Source organism: Streptomyces sp. NPDC029138 (genome assembly GCF_055564375.1).
The window spans coordinates 44,223-60,916 of the sequence record NZ_JBVHWM010000062.1 but is presented as its reverse complement, the minus strand read 5'-3'; the positions used below and the strand labels follow the sequence as shown (position 1 = coordinate 60,916).

Sequence of the window (16,694 nt, the reverse complement as noted above, 5' to 3'; positions counted from 1 at the left end):
TCTTCCACCCTGTGAAGACGCCCGGCATCCGTTCTACCCCGACCAGCGCTCCGTCATACGATCATCCGCCCACGAGTCGGATACGAGCTGGTCCGGTGGACGACGTCGGCCCGGTCAGCGGCCGACCCAGGCAGCCGTCGCGCCGACCACATCCGGACATTCCCCGCGATCCCCGCCCGCGGGACAACAGTGCTGAGTAGGGTGGGTGTCGCCGTCCCGGTGGTCTCCCCCGTACCACCGGGACGCTGCATTGCAGCGGTCCCGGATCCGATGGATGCCGTCGACCAGGTCTCAGCCGGTACGGATCTGCTCGCGCTGCTGCTCGGGCCACCGGGTGGACTCGTCGCAGCGCGGGCCGCCCAGGTAGAGGTGCGTGGTCGCACCACACGCACTCGAGAAACTCGTCTGCCCGCGCGAGATCGTCCGCCAGGCCGGACGACGAGGTCGGGCAGGGCGGCCCGGACGACGGCGCCGTCCAGGGTGTGGCTCGTGAAGCGGTGGCGTACGGCGGCTGAGGCCCGGCAGGGTCCGGGGGACGACCGGGCGGGGGTCGACGCCGCGGGCGCGGTCGGCGGCGAGCCGGCCGGCCTTCTTGCCCAGCAGACGCTGCACGGTGGCCGGGGAGACGGCGGCGAGCAGTCCGACCGAGGTGGATGCCGCAGTCACGCAGCGCGGCGGCCTCGCGGAGCCGATCCCGTGCAGGGCCTCTACCGGCAGCGGAGCGAGCCAGTCGGGGACCTGGTCGGAGGCGGTGGTGAGGACGCCGCCGGGGTGGGTGATCTTTCTTCGGGCGGCACCAGCCGGAGTAAGTCCGCCTTTTCTATCTCCAACCTGGATTGTTTCTAGAATGGCCAGGTGGAGGACATCGAAGCGATCGCGGTGTTGCAGGATCCGGTGCGGCGCCGCCTGTATGAGTACGTTGCGGCGCAGGGCCGTGAGGTCGGCCGCAACGAGGCCGCCGAGGCGGCCGGGGTGGCGCGCACGCTCGCCGCGCATCATCTGGACAAGCTGACTGATGCCGGGTTGCTGGAGTGCGGTAGCCGGCGCCTGACGGGCCGCTCGGGGCCGGGGGCGGGCCGTCCCGCCAAGGTGTACACGCGGGCGCGGGTCGAACGGTCGGTGTCTCTTCCCGCCCGTGATTACCGCACCGCCGCCGAGCTGCTCGCCGAGGCCGCCGAGCAGGCCGGGCTGGATGCCGGGCTCTGCGCGGCCGCGCGCCGCCGGGGCGAGGCCTTGCGTGGCTCTGCGGCGCCCTGTGGCAGCCTCGAAGAAGCCATGAAGATGCTGGCCGCCCGCGGCTACGAGCCGCACCTGGAAGGCGCCGAGAGCGCGGAGGGCGTCCAGGCCGCCGAAGACGCCGAGGGGGCCGAAGGCACTGAGGGCGCTGAGGGGACGACCGGGGCGGCGGCACGCGTCGTTCGTATGCGCAACTGCCCCTTCCACGCCGTCGCCGAACGCTTCCCGCCACTCGTCTGCGGCATGAATCTCGCGCTGCTCGAGGGGTTGCTCGGCACGGACGGTTCCGTCCGCGCTCGCATGGACGCTCGTCCAGGGGAGTGCTGCGTAGTGGTCGAGGCTTCTAAAAACAATGGTGATTGACATAGAAAAGAGGGGCATGCTGGGATGAGGCCATGACCGCATCCGCGCATGGCGCCCACCTCGCCCAGCTCAACGTCGCCACGCTCCGCCACCCCTTCGACGACCCGCGCATGACCCCGTTCGTCGAGATGCTCGACCCGGTCAACGCCGCCGCCGACGGCGCGCCCGGCTTCGTGTGGCGACTCGTGGAGGAGGGGGCGGCCGACGCCACCGGCCTGCGCCCGGCGGGCGAGGACGTCATCGTCAACCTGTCCGTGTGGGAGACCCAGGAGGCCCTGTGGGACTTCACCTACCGCAGCGGGCACCTGGAGGTGATGCGGCGGCGCCGCGAATGGTTCAACCGGCACGTCGAGGCGCACCTGGTGCTCTGGTGGATCCCCGCCGGTCACCTCCCGACCGTCAGCGAGGCCCTGGAGCGGCTGGCGGACCTGCGGGCGCACGGGCCGTCCCCGCGCGCGTTCACCTTCGCCTCCTCCTACACCGCGACCGAGGCCGCCCGGCACATGCAGGAGATGCCGCCGGCGCAGCCTGAGCGGGCCTCCCGGAGCGCTCGGCCGACGACGGCCGGGGACTCGGCGGCGGTTCAGATCGTCTCCACGACCGCAGGCGGGAAAGCGCACTTCTAACCCTGCCGCTTGAGCGTTCAGACTGAATTGGCGCGCGATGTGGGCGGCACGTGATGTGGATGGCGCGCGCTGTGTGTGGCGCGCGTCGACCGCAAGATCGCGCAGCTGGTGCGGCGGCAGGCCGAGCAGGGGCGCGCCGGCGCACGAATCCGGCACCGCCGCACTGGATCGTCGAACTCAGTATCGGGATCGGCCGGTCGGCCGTGCAGGTCCACCGGGCACCTGACCGTCGCGTGGCTGACCCGGCCGCGCTCCCGACACGGCGAGCCAAGGTCGGTTCCCCTGCCACGACGTCGGCGCTCAAGCGGGCACCGGTAAGCGTGTGCCGAGCGTCTACTCCTGGACGATCACTGCGGTTTGGAGGCGTGCTGCGTCTTGGCCCGGCGGGGCTCCGAACATGCGTCGGTATTCGCGGCTGAACTGCGAGGGGCTGTCGTACCCGACGGCGTATCCGATCGCGGCGACGTCGTGGGGAGCTGCGATGAGCTGCATGCGGGCCTTTTGGAGCCGGAGTTGTTTCTGGTATTGCAGTGGGCTCATCGCGGTCACCGCACGGAAGTGCCGGTTGAGTGAGGAGACGCTCATGCCGACTTCGTCCGCGAGGTCGTCGATGCGAATCACCCGGTCATAATGGGTCTTGATCCATTCGATCGCGCGGGCGACGAGTGTGATGCGGCTGTCGGCAAGACCGATCTGTCTGACCAGGGCCGCCTGGGGGCCGTTCAGCAGCCGCCAATGGATCTCGCGTCGCACGCTGGGTCCCAGTACCGGGATGTCACGTGGCTCGTCCAGCAGGCGCAGCAGTCGGACGACGGCGTCGAGCAGCTTGTCGTCGGCGTCACTGGTCGCGATGCCCGGTCCATCATGAGGGCGGAAACCGGTGGGACCGGCTTCCACCAGCAGTTGGGCGATGATCGCGGGTTGCAAAGGAAGCCCGAACGCGAGAAAGGCCTCGGCGGGCGTGGCGCAGGTGATCTGTGAGGTCAGGGGAAGGTCGACGGTCGCTACGAGGTACTGGCCCGCGTGGTAGTCGAAGATGTGGTCGTTGAGGACAGTGCGCTTCGCTCCCTGGGCTATGAGAGCGATCATGGGTTCGGTGACCGTACCCAGCGGTTCGGTCACGTGCTCGGTCGAGAACACCGACATTCCCTCGATCCACACCGGGCGTGGGCTGCCCGCGGCCAGTCGCGCGATCCGATCGCGAAGTTCGTCCAGGTGATCCACCACACCAGTGGACCACGGGTTTCAACGCAGCGAACATGATCCGGGCAAGGTTGAGCGGATCGTGCAACGATCCGGGCGGATTGGTCTAGGAGATCACCACGCGGCGGGGTCGAATGGAGGAGCACTGGGAGACAGCCGCCACGGCGTCCCCGAACATCCTCCGGCTAGGAGCTTTCTGTCATGTCGCTCGATTCCTACGTCACGCTCGGCCGCTCGGGACTGCGGGTCAGCCCGTTCACGCTGGGCACGATGACCTTTGGTGAGGATCACGGTTGGGGAAGCGGTCCGGAGGAGTCCAAAGACATTCTTGCGGCCTACCTGGATCGGGGTGGCAACTCGATCGACACGGCCAACATCTACACGAACGGTCACTCCGAGAAGATCATCGGCGACTATTTCGCCGGCCGGTCCGCGCTGCGTGAGCGGGTCGTGATCGGTACGAAGTTCTTCGGCAACCTGTACGAGAACGACCCCAACGGCGGCGGACCCAGCCGGAAGGCGATCGTGCAACAGCTGGAGAACTCGCTACGGCGCCTCCGGACCGACTATGCCGACATCTACTGGTTGCACAATTTCGACCCGTCCACACCGGTCGAGGAGACCCTCCGCGCGCTGGACGACCTCGTCAGCGACGGCAAGGTCCGCTACGTCGGGTTCTCCGACGTGCCGGCGTGGGCGACGGCCGAGGCAGCCACCATCGCGCGCTTCCGCGGATGGGCCCCGATCATCGCGCTTCAGGTCGAGTACTCCCTGCTCGAACGCACCTCGGAAGGAGAGCTGATCCCCATGGCCCAGGCCATGGGCATGGGGGTCATGCCGTGGGGACCGCTGAAGAGCGGGTTCTTGTCGGGCAAGTACTCCAGTGCGGCCGACAGCCCGGTCGACACCACGCGCACGCAGCTGGTCGGCGCCCCGAGCGAGGCCGACTACGTCGTGATCGACGCCCTCAACGCCGTCGCCGGCGAAGTGGGCGCCAGTCCCGCAGCAGTGGCCCTGGCCTGGGTGCATGGCCGTCCCGGAATCACCTCCACCCTGATCGGCGCGCGCCGCATGGACCAGTTCGAGGCCAACCTGCATGCCCTGGACATCACCCTCACCGAGGCCCAACGCGGTGTGCTGGACGACGTGTCTCGTCCCACGCTGAACTTCCCGGCCGAAAACAACAGGACGTTGGCGCCGATGATCCAGTTCGGCGGAGCCACCGTGGACGGCCGCCCATCGATGGTGTCCCCGCTGTTGCAGGCCAGCAGCAACCGCTACTGAGCACGACACCCGGGAACGAAAACCGCCATACCCCGACACGAAAGCGGAAGGGGCCACATGTCACAGCAGTTCCTGGGCAAGACGGCTCTGGTCACCGGAGGCGGATCCGGTATCGGACGGGCGACGGCCCTGGCGCTCGACTCGACGCTCGAGACGCCCGCCCACAGTTGCACGAGTTGACCGTTCTGCTGCGTACCAGCGGCTGCCGGAGCCGACCACGGATGTCCGCCCCCCTCCGTAAGGTCATCGCCCAGACGATCGGCTGGCCGCGCCGTCGAACGGGCAACCGTTGCCTCTGCCCCGGCAGTTACTTTCGATACTGGAAGGAAAGAGAATGCCGCTGAACGGCGAATACGAACCGAGTGCCCTGGACGTTGCCCGGGACCAGGTTGCGCTCTTCGAGAGCAGCAACGGTACCGAGGGAAATACGATAGTTGGCCGTCCTGTGGTCGTCCTGACGATGCGGGGAAAGAAGACGGGGAAGATACGCAAGACCCCGGTGATGCGGGTCGAGGACGCGGGACGCTATGCGCTGGTCGCCTCCCAGGGCGGCGCGCCCCAGCATCCGGCCTGGTACCACAACGTCATGAGCGACCCACGGGTGGAGCTTCAGGACGGGGCCGTGCGGCGGGAGTACCTCGCTCACGAGGCCACGGGGCGGGAGCGGGAAGAATGGTGGAAGCGCGCGGTCGAGGCCTTTCCCGACTACGCGGAATACCAGCGCAACACGGAACGGGTGATACCGGTACTCGTCCTCGAACCCGTGAGGTCCGATGTGGGTGCTCCCCTTCCCGTCACGGCCGGCGATTGACGTAGGTGTCCCCGGGAGCGCCTCGACAAAGGAGACGCGAGGCCTGGCGGAGGGCCCCGGCGGCGACCCGGTCGGTGAAGCCTGCCCCGACCTGCGGTACGCGGGCCGGCTCGCCGATCCGCCGGTCCGGTGCCGTTTTCGGCGGTGCTCGTCCCGTCGGGGCGGTCCCGGGTGGGTTGAGCGGCGTACCGGCAGAGCGCCGTGGGCCGCTGGGGCAGCGAGGTAGCGGAGGTGGGGCCTGGGCGGCTCAGGCCTGGGGCACTGCGGAAGCGGTGTCCCCGAGCACGGCGGAGTTCCGCCACTCGACGGGGGAGACGCCGTACGCCGCGCGGAACACCCGGCTGAAGTGCGAGGCGCTGGTGAACCCCCATCGGTGGGCCACCGCGGCGATCGTGAGCCCCGCTGCGCCCCGGCGGGCCAGGTCACGTCGGCACTGTTCCAGTCTGCGCTGCTGTATCCACCGGCTGACGGTGATGTCCTCCCCCTCGAACAGCTTGTGCAGATAGCGGACCGAGATGTGGTGGGCCCGGGCGATGGCGTCCGGCGTCAGGTCCGGATCCGTCAGGTGCCGGTCGATGTACGCCCGGATGCGCAGCAGCGACATCCGGGCGGCGGTCGGGGTGTCCGCGGTGGCCCTGCCGAGTCGCTCCTCGGCCAGAGTGTGCACCAGGTCCACGACATTGCGGGCGATCGACTCGCCCGTCCGCTGCGGATACGTCGCCGCGCTCTCCACGAGCCGGGACAGCAGCGGCGTCAGCAGCGTGCCGAGCACCGACTCGCGGCCGAGCGGCGCGGCCGTGATCTGCCGCAGGTCCGACTCGCCCAGTCCCAGGAGGTCCCGTGGCAGGACGAGGGACTTCGTCTGGAACCGCTCGGGGAAGGTCAGCCGTAGGGGGCGTGCCCTGTCATAGACGAAGAGCGCCCCTGACCGCACGTGTACGTCGCGCGTGTCCTGCTCGATCCGGGCGTTCCCCCCGCTGAGCAGCATCACGACGACGTGGTGGTCGTTGGCGCTCCCGGCGATGAGTCGTCGCGTGCGCAGGGTCTGCATCGGGTCGCCCTCCACAGTGACGCCCCGGATGGGGCCCAGCGGTGACGTACGGACCGTGCCGGAATACACCTCCCCGGGAACGCTGATGTCAACGGCCCCGAAGGTCCGCGACAGCGCATCGCGCCAGTAGGCCCGTCTGCGGTGGGCCGGCACCGAGTCCGTGGCGTGGAGGGTGGTTGATGAGTCCTGCGACATGGAGTCCCCCGTTCTTTCACTGCACTTTCGAGGCACATACTGGCAGCGCGAACCAGGCCGTGACATCGCGTGAATCCGTGAGACCAACGGTACGAGGGAGGGGCGGAGCGGGTGCTGCCACCGGCCGGCCCCGAACGGAATTTCGCAGCGGCGGAGGGGGCGGAAGGGGCGGCGGTGTTCCGGGCGGAGGCCGGAGCGCAGGTGTTCTGCCGTCTTGCCATGCGCGGCCACGGCTGGACGCGGACATCCGGGTCGTGCACGGAGACACGGCCGAAGCGGCCGGCGAACGCGCCGCCCGCCTGCTGATCGACTCCGGTGACCTGCCCACCGCCGTCGTCACCTTCTACGACCGCTGCGCCATCGGTCTCCTCGCCGCCCTCGCCCGCGCCGGCATCACCGTTCCCGACGAGGTGTCCGTGGCCGGCTACGGCGACGACCCCCTCTCCCGGTTGAGCTCCTTCGACCTGACCACGGTCAGCCAGGCGGCGAAGGGGCAGGCCCACCATGCCGTGGCCGCCGCCGTCGAACGCCTCGACCAGGAGCGTGTCGAGCCCCGCGAGGTCGTTCTCACCCCTCGCCTTGTCGTCCGCGGCAGCATCACCGGGCCCCGCTGAGCCGCCGCGGGCTGTGTCCGGCACGGTGGGCCGGCGCGGCTCCTGCGCCGTGGTTTCGGTGGGGCCGGCGGATCGGCGACCTCTTGTCGGCAGTGCGCCAGCCGTGGCATGACGATCTGCGTTTCTTCCCGCGCATCTGCGCCCCGGCCTGGGCTGAGGCGGCGCAGAACCGCGGAAGACGACGGCCTCCCCCGACGCGGCGGGCGACTGAGCAGGGGTGCCTGCCGGCGAACAGACGGTGGTCGGCCGGATCGAGCCAGGTGGGTCGCTTCGGCAGCCGGCAGTCGGCAGGGGACCGGCGGCGTCGGCTGGACCGGCACGGCCGGTTTCAGGACCAGGGGATCTCGCCATGGCGGGAGAGGAAGCGTCCGGTGCCGGCGCCGGGCTCCTCGGTGGCGAGGGCGACGATCGCGTCCGTGCCCTCGGTGACGGTTTGGGGGCCGCTGTGACCGTTGAGGTCGGTCGCGGTGTAGCCGGGGTCGGCGGCGTTGACGCGGATGCCCTTGAGCCCCTTGGCGTACTGCGTGGTCAACATCGTCAGCGCTGCCTTCGAGGACGTGTACAGCGGCGCGACGACGTGCGACTCGGGCCGGTCGGGGTCGTGGGTGAGGGCGAGGGAGCCCATGCCGCTGCTGACGTTCACGATCACGGGGTCGTCCGATCGCCGCAACAGCGGCAAGAACGCGGTGGTGGTACGGACGACGCCGATGACGTTGACGTCTAGGACGGCGAGGGCGTCGGCGGCGGTGAGGTCACTGGGGTCGCCGACGGGGCCGTGCACACCGGCGTTGTTGATCAGGACGTCGATCCTGCCCTCGTGTGCGGCGACGTTCGCTGCCGCGGCGGCCACGGACGCGTCGTCGGTCACGTCGATGGGGACGTGGCGTGCGCCGAGCGCGGCGGCGGTCTCCTCGCCCTGCTCGCGGTCGCGGGCTCCGACGAGCACGGTGTGACCGCACTCGATCAGGCGGCGGGCGGTCTCGCGGCCGAGCCCCTTGTTGGCCCCGGTGATGAAGGTGATCGTCATGCGTTCGATGCTCGCCTCGGCCAGGGAGGCGGAACAGGGACGCTTCGACGGTAGGAAGACCAGTACCACCCTCGCGCCCGCACGCACGACCGGGGATGCACGAGGATGGAGATCATGTCGACGACACCCGGAACCGGACTGGGCGCGATGATCCGCACGTGGCGGGACCGGCTGCCCCCGACGGCCGCCGGGCTGCCGGTGGCGCGTGGGCGCCGGGCGGCCGGGCTGCGGCGGGAGGAACTGGCCGACCTGGCCGGGGTGTCGGTCGACTACATCGTGCGCCTGGAGCAGGGGCGGGCCACGACGCCCTCGGCGTCGGTGGTGGCGTCCCTGGCGCGCGCCCTGCAACTGTCCGGCGCCGAGCGGGACCACCTGTACCGGCTGGCCCAGCTCGTGCCACCGGCGGGCGGCGCGATCCCTGACCATCTTCCGCCCGGCCTACAGCGGGTGCTCGCCCGCCTCGGGGACGTGGCGGTCGCCGTGTTCGCGGCGGACTGGCGACTGGTGTGGTGGAACCGTGTGTGGGCCGCCCTGCTGGGCGACCCCTCCGCCTCGCCGCCGCATCTGCGCAACTTCGCCCGTGACAGGTTCCCCGTGGACGTCGGCCCCGCCCGCCTCGCGCTGTGGCCGGTAACCGAGGCGGACCGCGACGCCACCGACGCCGCCGTCGTCTCCGACCTGCGCCGCGCCACCGGCCGATTCCCCCAGGACAGCCGACTGGCCACGCTGATCCGTGAACTGAACGCGGGTAACAAGAGGTTCGCCGAGCTCTGGGCGACAGGAGAGGTGGCCGCGCACCGCGAGGACCACAAGACGATCGACCACCCGTCGGTGGGCCCGGTCACGGTGGACTGCGACGTCCTGACCGACGGCGACTCCGAGCTCAAGATCGTCATTATGAGCGCCGAGCCCGGTAGCGAGGACGAAACCAAGCTCCAGCTCGCCGCCGTGGCCGGCCCACCGGCCAGGGCAGCAACTGATTCGACGTGGGCAGGATGACGCGGGTCGCGAGGGGGCGGTCCTGGCGGCCGGCGTTCGAGCGCCGCCAGGACCGTCTGCGGGGCCGCGTGGCCGGTGCCGCCCCGGCTCGTCTGCGAGCGGCCGGCTCACTTTGTCGTCGTCGGCCTGCTGCACTCGGAAGTCACCGACACCACCGCGTGAGGAAATGCGAGGGGCGCCCCCGTCCGGACACACCGGACGGGGGCGCCCCGCCGAGCAGGGGGCTGACTAGCGGTACATGACGGTCGCTGCCTTCCGGATGCCTTGTGAGGGCACCGTGACGCGGAGGGTGTGCGTGTCGGCGTCCCACTGCCAGGTCGATGTGTCCGTCCCGGTGCCGTTCAGGGCCACGCGGGTCGGCGCGTGTTCCACCCCGAGGAAGGACACCGTCCACTCGCGCCGGCTCACCTGGCTTCTGAAGGAGCCCTTGGCAGGTGCGATCTTCAGCAGGTGGGAGCCGTTGTGCTCGGTGAACCGCAGTTGTGTGGTCGCCGCCCGCTTCGACACGGGGCCGACGCCGTCGTCCTCGTAGAGGGAGAAGGAGCCGGAGGCCCCCGTGGCGACGGTGACGCCGACCTTGTTCAGCGGGTGCTGCGCGTCGTTGGCCACGTTCTCGGAGCGCGTGGTGACGATGCCGCCCGCGCGGACGAAGACCGGCATGGTGTCCAGGGTCGTCGTGACGTCGTAGGTGGCGCCGCCGGCGGGCGCGGTGTAGGTGCGTCCGGTGAAGTAGTCCGTCCACTGTCCCGGCGGGAACCAGACCGATGTCGTGGTGCTGGTGCCGGGCGTGGTGACCGGCGCGACCAGCATGTCGGGCCCGTACAGGTACTCGGTGCCCGCCCTGGTGTAGGCGGTCTCCTCCTCCGGGTACCGCAGGTACAGCGGCCGGACGATCGGGACTCCGGTGGCAGCGGCCTCCCGAGCCAGAGTGTAGGTGTAGGGCACCAGCGCCTCACGCAGCCTGAGGAACTTCTCGGCGGACTTCCTCGCTTCGGGGCCGTACTGCCAGGGGAGCCGGTCACTGTGGTTGCTGTGCAGGCGGTCGATCGGCTGGAACGTCCCGAACTGCACCCATCGCGCGTACAGGTCGTCGGGCAGCTTGGTGGTGCGGTGGGTCTGGCCGTCGGAGGTGTACGTCTCCGCTCCGGGAATGCCGTAGCCGTCGTTGTGGCCGCCGATGTCATGGCTGACGGCGGCCATGCCGGTGGCGGCGGACTCTCCTGGCGTGTAGCCGATCTCGGCGCGGAGGGTGCCCCAGTTGGACGTCGTGTCACCCGAGAAGTGGAGCGTGGTCCGCTTGTCGGCCCAGGGCCCGGTGGGCAGGCCCACTCCCCCGCTGTAGCCGCCGGCCTGGAGGGAGCCGTAGGCGCGGGAGAGGACGAAGCCCCGCTCGCTGGTTTCGGCGGTGAGGTCGGCGTACTGCTGGTTGATCCACGCGTCCGGGGTGACACCGGCCTGCGAGGAGCGTGAGGTGTCGCAGCACCAGTCCAGCCACCAGAAGTCGTTGCCGGCCCGGTCCATCGGCCGGTGGAGGTCCAGGTAGGCCTTGAGCTGGTCGGGATCGCCGAAGTCGAAGGTGTAGCAGTCCGCGCCGCCCGCGGGCGCGCATCCGCCCTTGCGCAGCTTGCCGTCGGCCGTGGCCTGCGCCTTGGTGAACTGCGGGTCGGATCCGAGGATGCTCGGGTGCACGTTCAGGGTGTTGTGCAGTCCCTGGCCCGCTGACCAGTCGAAGAACGCCTCGGGATCGGGGAACTTGGCCGGGTCGAAGTTCCAACCGCTCCACGCGTTCGGGGATTTGAAGTCGGTGTCGGTGACGAGTACGTCGAGCGGCACGTCGGCGGCGCGGAACGCGGGCAGGACGGTGTTCTCGTAGTCGCTCGCCGTACGGTCGATGTACTCCGAGTACCACACGCCGTAGGCCCAGCGGGGCAGCAGCTGCGGTGGGCCGGTCAGTGTGGCGAGATCGGACAGGCCCTGCTGGTAGTCGTGGCCGAAGCCGAAGAGGTAGCCGTCCTGGTAGGGCCGACCGTGGTGGGCGGGACGAGCGGACGCCTTCCTGGTGCCGGGGTCGTAGACCGCTGAAGGCGTGTCGTCGAGCAGGTACCAGCCGTCGCGGTGCAGCAGGCCGGGTGTGGTCCAGGGGGTGGGGTCGTTGTCGCCGTTGAGTCCGTCGAGGCTACGCCGGTAGCCGCCCAGGGCGAGGTGCGGCGCGGGGGCCGGGTCCTGCCGGGGGGCCAGGGCTACGGTGTCCACGTTGACGTGGCAGCTGGTGGCGTCGGGGCAGCCCAGGGTGATCTCGTCCGCGCCGGCCTTCAGGCTGACCGGGATGGACGCCGACGCCCAGGTGTCCCAGTTGGCCGTCGGAGGCAGGGACAGGGTGCTGTCGGTGCCGCCCTCGGTGCTGACCCGCACGCTCCGCGTCTGGTGCAGGCCGTCGCCGCCCGAGCCGTTGGCGTAGCGGAGATGCAGCAGGTAGGTGCCGTCCTCGGGTACGCCTACGATCCGGTCGGTTATGCGGGCTCCCTGGTTCAGCTCGCCGGTGAAACCGTAGCCCGCATGGCCCTTGTGGTCGGTGGCGACGACCGCGGAACCCGACAGGAGCGCGTCCTCGGCCTCGCAGCTCGTACCGAACCGGCAGCCCGGGACCGCGCTGTCGGCTCTGGAGGGATAGGCGGCTCCGGGTGTGAGGAGGGCGACGCTGTCGATATTGACGTTCCCGGAGTCGGCGGCGGTGCGGCGCAGTGTGACCGTGTGGTGGCCGGCGCCGAGAGACAGCGGCAGCCGGGCCACACCCCAGGTGTTCCAGTCGCCCGTCTCGGGGAGGCTGAACGTGCGGTCGGTGCCGCCGTCCACGCTGAGGCTGAGGGTCCGGGTCTCGTGGCGGCCGTCACCTCCGACGGAGTTGGCGTAGCGCACGGCGAAGTCGTACGTGCCGGTCGTCTTGGCCTGGACGTCCGTGGAGAGGGAGTTGTTGTCGACCTCGAACCCGGCCAGGAAGCCCTTGCCGGTGAACCCGCCGTGGTCCGTGGCGAGTCCGGGGCCGTCGTACATCTGGTCCTCTGTCTCGCACAGGACGCCGGGGGCGCAGACCGGGTGCTGCCAGGGGGCCGCCAGCACCGGCTGCTGTCCCGCCTTCAGCCGCACGGTCAGGTTGTCCGCGGTGAAGGGGCCGGAGCCGACGCGGTAGCGCAGGGTCATCGCGCTGGTGGTGATGGTCAGGACGCCGTCGCGGACCGACGAGGTGTAGCGGGGTGGTGTGAAGGCACCCCGGCCGATCGCGTTGAAGGTGGGCCGGTCCTCGAAACGGCCGTCCCCGGCGTACTCGGTACGGATCAGGGTCGGTGAAAGGATCTCGAACCGGGCGTCCGACACGGACACCGTCGCGGTGCGGACCGGCGGGCTCACCGTCGCGGTGCCGACCGGCGGGCTCGGGGTGTTCGCGGCCGCGACACCGGGGGCGGCCAGGCCGAGCACCAACGACGCACAGGCCACGAGGTGGCCGATCACAGGCGTGCGCCACTTGCGAAGGAATCTCGAAGGCGTTGGTCGCACAACACGCTCCATCCAGCACAGCTCCATTCCGGCACGGCAGCACTCCGGGGAACGCGCGACGGACATCGCCGACGCCCGTACCGGCACGGGTGATTACAACGTTGTCATCGCGGTTCCCAGGCATGAGACCACGCCGCTTTTCCAACTGTCCACACCCCCAACGGACATCGTTGTCAACGCTTTCCAGCCCAACAGGCTGCGCGCGCTGTTCGCGACTGAGTTGGTCAGTTCGTCGGGCGGGTTGGACGTCGTTTCGGTTGGTGAGTCGGCGGTAAGGCGATGAGTGCCGGTGAGGAACTCACCGGCACTGGCAGGTGGATGTTCGAGATGGCCGTTCTCGCGGGGCAGGAGGTGTTCGCCGACGGAGTCGCGCATCTGTTCGGACACGCGGAATGCCCGTCTTGTGCCAGCGTCTTCGACATCGCGGATGAGTACACCTGCGCCAATCGTCCGGTAATGCGGTGAGCCATGATGAAGCCGACAACGCTCTGGCTGCGCCTCACGCATGCGGCCAGAGTCGAATCGGTGCGACGGCGACAGCGGCTCGTCAGGGTTGTTGTCCGCGCAACGGTCGCGATGCCAACGCGTTGAGCTGACCACGGTTCGTTGAGAGGGTGGTCGAACGGTCGGAAGCATCGGGAGCGAGAATCGGGCCATGGTCATGGCAAGGCGCTGGTATGCCTCTTCTCCCGTCGTGGACGGTCTGCCGTTGCTGGCGGAGCCGGAGTTCTGGGCCGCCCATCTGGTCGACCTGCACGACGGAACGCTGGTGGAGTCCTTCGGCGTGGACCCGGCGGACGTCGAAGGCATGCTGGAGCGCTTGTGCGACAAGGCTGCCTGGCCGATGTTCCGGATCCCGCTCGCGGGCGGACACAGCATCCTCGTGCACTACAACAGCGGCGAGGAGTACACGTCCACCGACTACTTCATGGTCCACCCCGACTGGTGGACCAACGACCTGGTCCTCGCCAGCACGGACGAGGACCGCATCGGCCCCGGCCTGTGCTGGCCCGAACTCGTCGCGCTGATCGACGCCACAGGGGACGGGGAAGGAGTGACCGATCCGCACGCCCGGCTTCTCCTGTTGCTGCCCGTCCTGGGGGACACGAACGTCCGGGCCGAAGCCGTCACCCTGGTGCAGCAGGCACTGATCGCCCAGGGTGCCTCGGACGACTGTGACGCCCTGGCCCGCCACCTCCTTCGGGGACACCCCATGTGGGGAGCTGCCACTTGGTCGTACGACGAGGACGAGCGTGCCTGGATCTGCGAAGGCGAACACAGCCCCCGCGAGACGCCACTGGGTGATCACCTCCCGGACTCACAGCGCACGGCCCTGGAGGACTGCCTCACGCCGGTGGACGGCTGATCCGGGAGCTGGCCGATCATACGGTTGAAGAGGTTGCGTTGGGCGGCCGCGTGCCGGTCTCCGGTCTCACGGCGACGCCGGTAGTGGGCGCCGGCTGACCGCACCCGGCAAGCTGCTCATCGCCCTCGCCACCGCCTGGCCGCTGCTCCTCGGGCGCCCTCATCGACCGGCTCGGCAAAGGCATGCGCGGGGCTCCCCGCGACACCCCGCTGGTCGAAGGCGTCCCGAACGCACAGCGTGGCCAGGTGTTCGGGCTGCACCGGGCCGCCGACACCGACGGCGCGGTGGTCCGGTCCGCTGACGGGCCTGCCTCCGTACGAGGCGCTCGACCACCACCTGCGGCCCCTGTTGTGGGCAGCGGTGATCCCCGCCGTCGCTTCAGTCGCCCTGATCGCCGCAGTGGTCGCCTCGCCGATGCCCAGCCACAGCCCCCCGGCGTCGTCGAGCGCTACCGCGCCGGTGGACTGGAACGGCGACTTGTCGCTGATCGGCTTCCAGTGCCCGCCGCCTCGCTCGGACCGCCAGACACCGCCGCCCGCGCCGCCCGCGTACACATACCAGTCGCCGGCGGCGGTGATCGCGGCCATGCGGTCACTCACATCGCCCGATCCGCCACTGGAGTTGGAGTCGATGCCCCCGGTAGCGGGAGTCGTCCGAGCCGTACGGCGGTGGGTGACGTGGCGCCAACTGCCCCTGGCAGCTGAGGAGGTTCCTCAAACTGGTCCAGGTGGCGCGCGGGCGGCGCCCACTTCCTCTGATGGCTCGTCGCTGTTGGCCACCGCCTGGTGATGGCGGCTTCTTGCCGGAGGCCCAGGCTCAGGCCCTCGTGACCGCAGCAGGGTTCAGGCGTCGACCCGGTTCCGCCGGCGTCGGCGGAGGGCGGGTCGGCCGGACGCGGTGGTGCCGACGCGGGCGGCGGCGCGGGCGGGGCCGTCGGGCATGGTGAAGGTGAAGACCGCCGTCGCCGCCGCGATCGCGGCGAGGGCGAGATACGCGTGCTGGTACGCGGTGACGGGTGGTGCCGCGCCGGCGTCCGGCCGTGTGCCGAGGACGAGGGCCGTGGTCACCGCTGCCGGCGCGAGCGCGCCGCCGGTCTGGCGTACGACGGTGTTCAGCATCGTGGCCTGCGCGAGGTCGGTCCGGTCGATGGTGGCCAGGGAGGCGACGGTGGTCGGGATGAAGAAGCAGCCGATCGCGACGCCGAAGAGGAACATGTAGGTGCGGAAGGTCCACAGGCCGGTGTCCGCGTCGCAGGTGGCGAGGAGCAGCAGCACCGCGCTGACGCCGGTCATGCCGCAGCCGACGATCAGGCGCGGACCGACCCTGGCGTACAGGACGCCGACGATCTGGACGGTCAGCAGGACGCCGAACGCCTCGGGGAAGGTGGTCAGTCCCGACTCCAGCGCCGTGCGGCCCTGGGCCTGCTGGAGGAAGAGCGGACTGACGTAGAGAGCGCCCATGATGGGGATCAGGCCGACCAGATTGATCAGGTTGGTGTCCCGGAAGAGCCGGTCGGTGAACAGCCTGAGCCGCAGCAGGGGGTGAGCGGTGCGCAGTTCGACGGCGACGGCGGTGACCAGCAGCGCCGCGCCGAGGACGAGGGAGACGAGGACGGCAGGGGAGGTCCAGCCTCGGTTGGGTCCCTCGCTGATGCCGAACATCGCGGTGCCCAGGGCCCCCGCGCTCAGCAGCAGGCCGGGCAGGTCGAAGCGGCCCGGCCGGCTGCCGCGGTCGCCGGCCAGGAACAGCGTGCCGAACAGTACGGCCGGCAGGCCGACCGGCAGATTGACGTAGAAGACCCACCGCCAGGAGAGGTGGTCCACCAGCAGCCCGCCCAGCACGGGGGCCGCGGCCGGGGCGATCTGCTGCGGAATGATCATGTAGCGGGAGATGCGCACCTGCTCGGCGGAGGTGAAGGTGCCGAACAGCAGCGCGGTCGAGGCCGGGAAGAGGATGCCGGCTGACAAGCCCTGTACGGCGCGGTAGGTGACGAGCTGGCCGAGTCCGGCCGCCGCCCCGCACAGCAGCGAGGAGCCGAGGAAACCGGCCAGGGCGGTCAGCAGGACACGCTTGCCGCCGAATCGTTCGACCAGCCAGGCCGAGGCCGGTATGGCCATGGCCAGGCAGACCGGATAGACGACGACCACCCCGTCCAGCGCGGCGGTGGTCAGCCGGAACTGACGGGCGATCGAGGGCAGTGCCACCGTCGTGATCGCTCCGTCGACGATCGCGATGAACGTCACGCTGACGCATACGACGGGGACGACCAGACGCTGGCTGACGCGGGCGGGTAGTGCGGACAGCACGGAGTGACGTCGACGCATATGCTGAGCATACGCACTATGTGCTTACTCAGCATATGGCTTT

At 70.0% G+C, this 16,694-nt stretch carries 15 protein-coding genes; 7 read left to right on the top strand and 8 right to left on the bottom strand.

Features of this window, described 5'->3' with window-relative positions; translation table 11 throughout:
- Window positions 1-291: 291 nt before the first annotated feature.
- On the bottom strand, window positions 292-666 hold the full coding sequence (locus ACZ4WH_RS34255; RefSeq protein WP_468188170.1) for a hypothetical protein: 375 nt from the start codon (window positions 664-666) through the stop codon (window positions 292-294).
- Window positions 667-855: 189 nt separating this feature from the next.
- Here ACZ4WH_RS34255 and ACZ4WH_RS34250 point away from each other — a divergent pair, with 189 nt between their 5' ends.
- Together ACZ4WH_RS34250 and ACZ4WH_RS34245 are read left to right on the top strand one after the other, a co-directional pair.
- Window positions 856-1,599, top strand: a complete 744-nt coding sequence (locus tag ACZ4WH_RS34250) for a helix-turn-helix transcriptional regulator (protein WP_468188168.1) — start codon at window positions 856-858, stop codon at window positions 1,597-1,599.
- Window positions 1,600-1,631: 32 nt separating this feature from the next.
- Window positions 1,632-2,225 (top strand): DUF3291 domain-containing protein, encoded by a 594-nt coding sequence (locus tag ACZ4WH_RS34245; protein ID WP_468188166.1) that lies wholly within the window; start codon window positions 1,632-1,634, stop codon window positions 2,223-2,225.
- Between the two features lie 333 nt (window positions 2,226-2,558).
- On the opposite strand, the gene ACZ4WH_RS34240 is transcribed toward ACZ4WH_RS34245, so the two are convergent.
- Window positions 2,559-3,371: an AraC family transcriptional regulator gene (locus tag ACZ4WH_RS34240; RefSeq protein WP_468188175.1), complete on the bottom strand. Its 813-nt coding sequence runs from the start codon at window positions 3,369-3,371 to the stop codon at window positions 2,559-2,561.
- A gap of 258 nt (window positions 3,372-3,629) precedes the next feature.
- On the opposite strand from ACZ4WH_RS34240, the gene ACZ4WH_RS34235 reads away from it, so the two are divergent.
- Both ACZ4WH_RS34235 and ACZ4WH_RS34230 read left to right on the top strand, forming a co-directional pair.
- Entirely contained in the window at window positions 3,630-4,712 is a 1,083-nt protein-coding gene (locus tag ACZ4WH_RS34235) for an aldo/keto reductase (protein ID WP_468188164.1), read from the top strand.
- 334 nt (window positions 4,713-5,046) lie between these two features.
- Complete coding sequence (locus ACZ4WH_RS34230) at window positions 5,047-5,523, top strand: nitroreductase family deazaflavin-dependent oxidoreductase (protein WP_468188162.1); 477 nt, start codon at window positions 5,047-5,049, stop codon at window positions 5,521-5,523.
- Between the two features lie 247 nt (window positions 5,524-5,770).
- Here the strand turns inward: ACZ4WH_RS34230 and ACZ4WH_RS34225 are convergent, their stop codons facing one another.
- Window positions 5,771-6,769: a helix-turn-helix domain-containing protein gene (locus ACZ4WH_RS34225; protein WP_468188160.1), complete on the bottom strand. Its 999-nt coding sequence runs from the start codon at window positions 6,767-6,769 to the stop codon at window positions 5,771-5,773.
- A gap of 254 nt (window positions 6,770-7,023) precedes the next feature.
- Between ACZ4WH_RS34225 and ACZ4WH_RS34220 the strand changes: the two genes are divergently transcribed.
- Window positions 7,024-7,383, top strand: a complete 360-nt coding sequence (locus tag ACZ4WH_RS34220) for a substrate-binding domain-containing protein (protein WP_468188158.1) — start codon at window positions 7,024-7,026, stop codon at window positions 7,381-7,383.
- A 328-nt stretch (window positions 7,384-7,711) separates the two neighbouring features.
- On the opposite strand, the gene ACZ4WH_RS34215 is transcribed toward ACZ4WH_RS34220, so the two are convergent.
- Window positions 7,712-8,410 (bottom strand): SDR family NAD(P)-dependent oxidoreductase, encoded by a 699-nt coding sequence (locus ACZ4WH_RS34215; RefSeq protein WP_468188156.1) that lies wholly within the window; start codon window positions 8,408-8,410, stop codon window positions 7,712-7,714.
- Between the two features lie 105 nt (window positions 8,411-8,515).
- On the opposite strand from ACZ4WH_RS34215, the gene ACZ4WH_RS34210 reads away from it, so the two are divergent.
- Window positions 8,516-9,409, top strand: coding sequence for a helix-turn-helix transcriptional regulator (locus ACZ4WH_RS34210; protein ID WP_468188154.1), 894 nt, complete (start codon window positions 8,516-8,518; stop codon window positions 9,407-9,409).
- A 228-nt stretch (window positions 9,410-9,637) separates the two neighbouring features.
- On the opposite strand, the gene ACZ4WH_RS34205 is transcribed toward ACZ4WH_RS34210, so the two are convergent.
- Window positions 9,638-12,973 carry a TIM-barrel domain-containing protein gene (locus tag ACZ4WH_RS34205; protein WP_468188152.1) on the bottom strand — a complete coding sequence of 1,112 codons (3,336 nt, stop codon included), beginning with the start codon at window positions 12,971-12,973 and terminating at the stop codon, window positions 9,638-9,640.
- Between the two features lie 81 nt (window positions 12,974-13,054).
- Complete coding sequence (locus ACZ4WH_RS34200; RefSeq protein ID WP_468188150.1) at window positions 13,055-13,468, bottom strand: hypothetical protein; 414 nt, start codon at window positions 13,466-13,468, stop codon at window positions 13,055-13,057.
- A gap of 148 nt (window positions 13,469-13,616) precedes the next feature.
- Between ACZ4WH_RS34200 and ACZ4WH_RS34195 the strand changes: the two genes are divergently transcribed.
- The gene (locus ACZ4WH_RS34195) at window positions 13,617-14,327 is read left to right on the top strand and encodes a hypothetical protein (RefSeq protein WP_468188148.1); all 711 of its coding nucleotides are present in this window, start codon (window positions 13,617-13,619) and stop codon (window positions 14,325-14,327) included.
- A gap of 116 nt (window positions 14,328-14,443) precedes the next feature.
- Here the strand turns inward: ACZ4WH_RS34195 and ACZ4WH_RS34190 are convergent, their stop codons facing one another.
- Together ACZ4WH_RS34190 and ACZ4WH_RS34185 are read right to left on the bottom strand one after the other, a co-directional pair.
- Window positions 14,444-14,926 carry a hypothetical protein gene (locus ACZ4WH_RS34190; RefSeq protein ID WP_468188146.1) on the bottom strand — a complete coding sequence of 161 codons (483 nt, stop codon included), beginning with the start codon at window positions 14,924-14,926 and terminating at the stop codon, window positions 14,444-14,446.
- A gap of 243 nt (window positions 14,927-15,169) precedes the next feature.
- The gene (locus ACZ4WH_RS34185; protein ID WP_468188173.1) at window positions 15,170-16,570 is read right to left on the bottom strand and encodes a DHA2 family efflux MFS transporter permease subunit; all 1,401 of its coding nucleotides are present in this window, start codon (window positions 16,568-16,570) and stop codon (window positions 15,170-15,172) included.
- Between the last annotated feature and the right edge of the window lie 124 nt (window positions 16,571-16,694).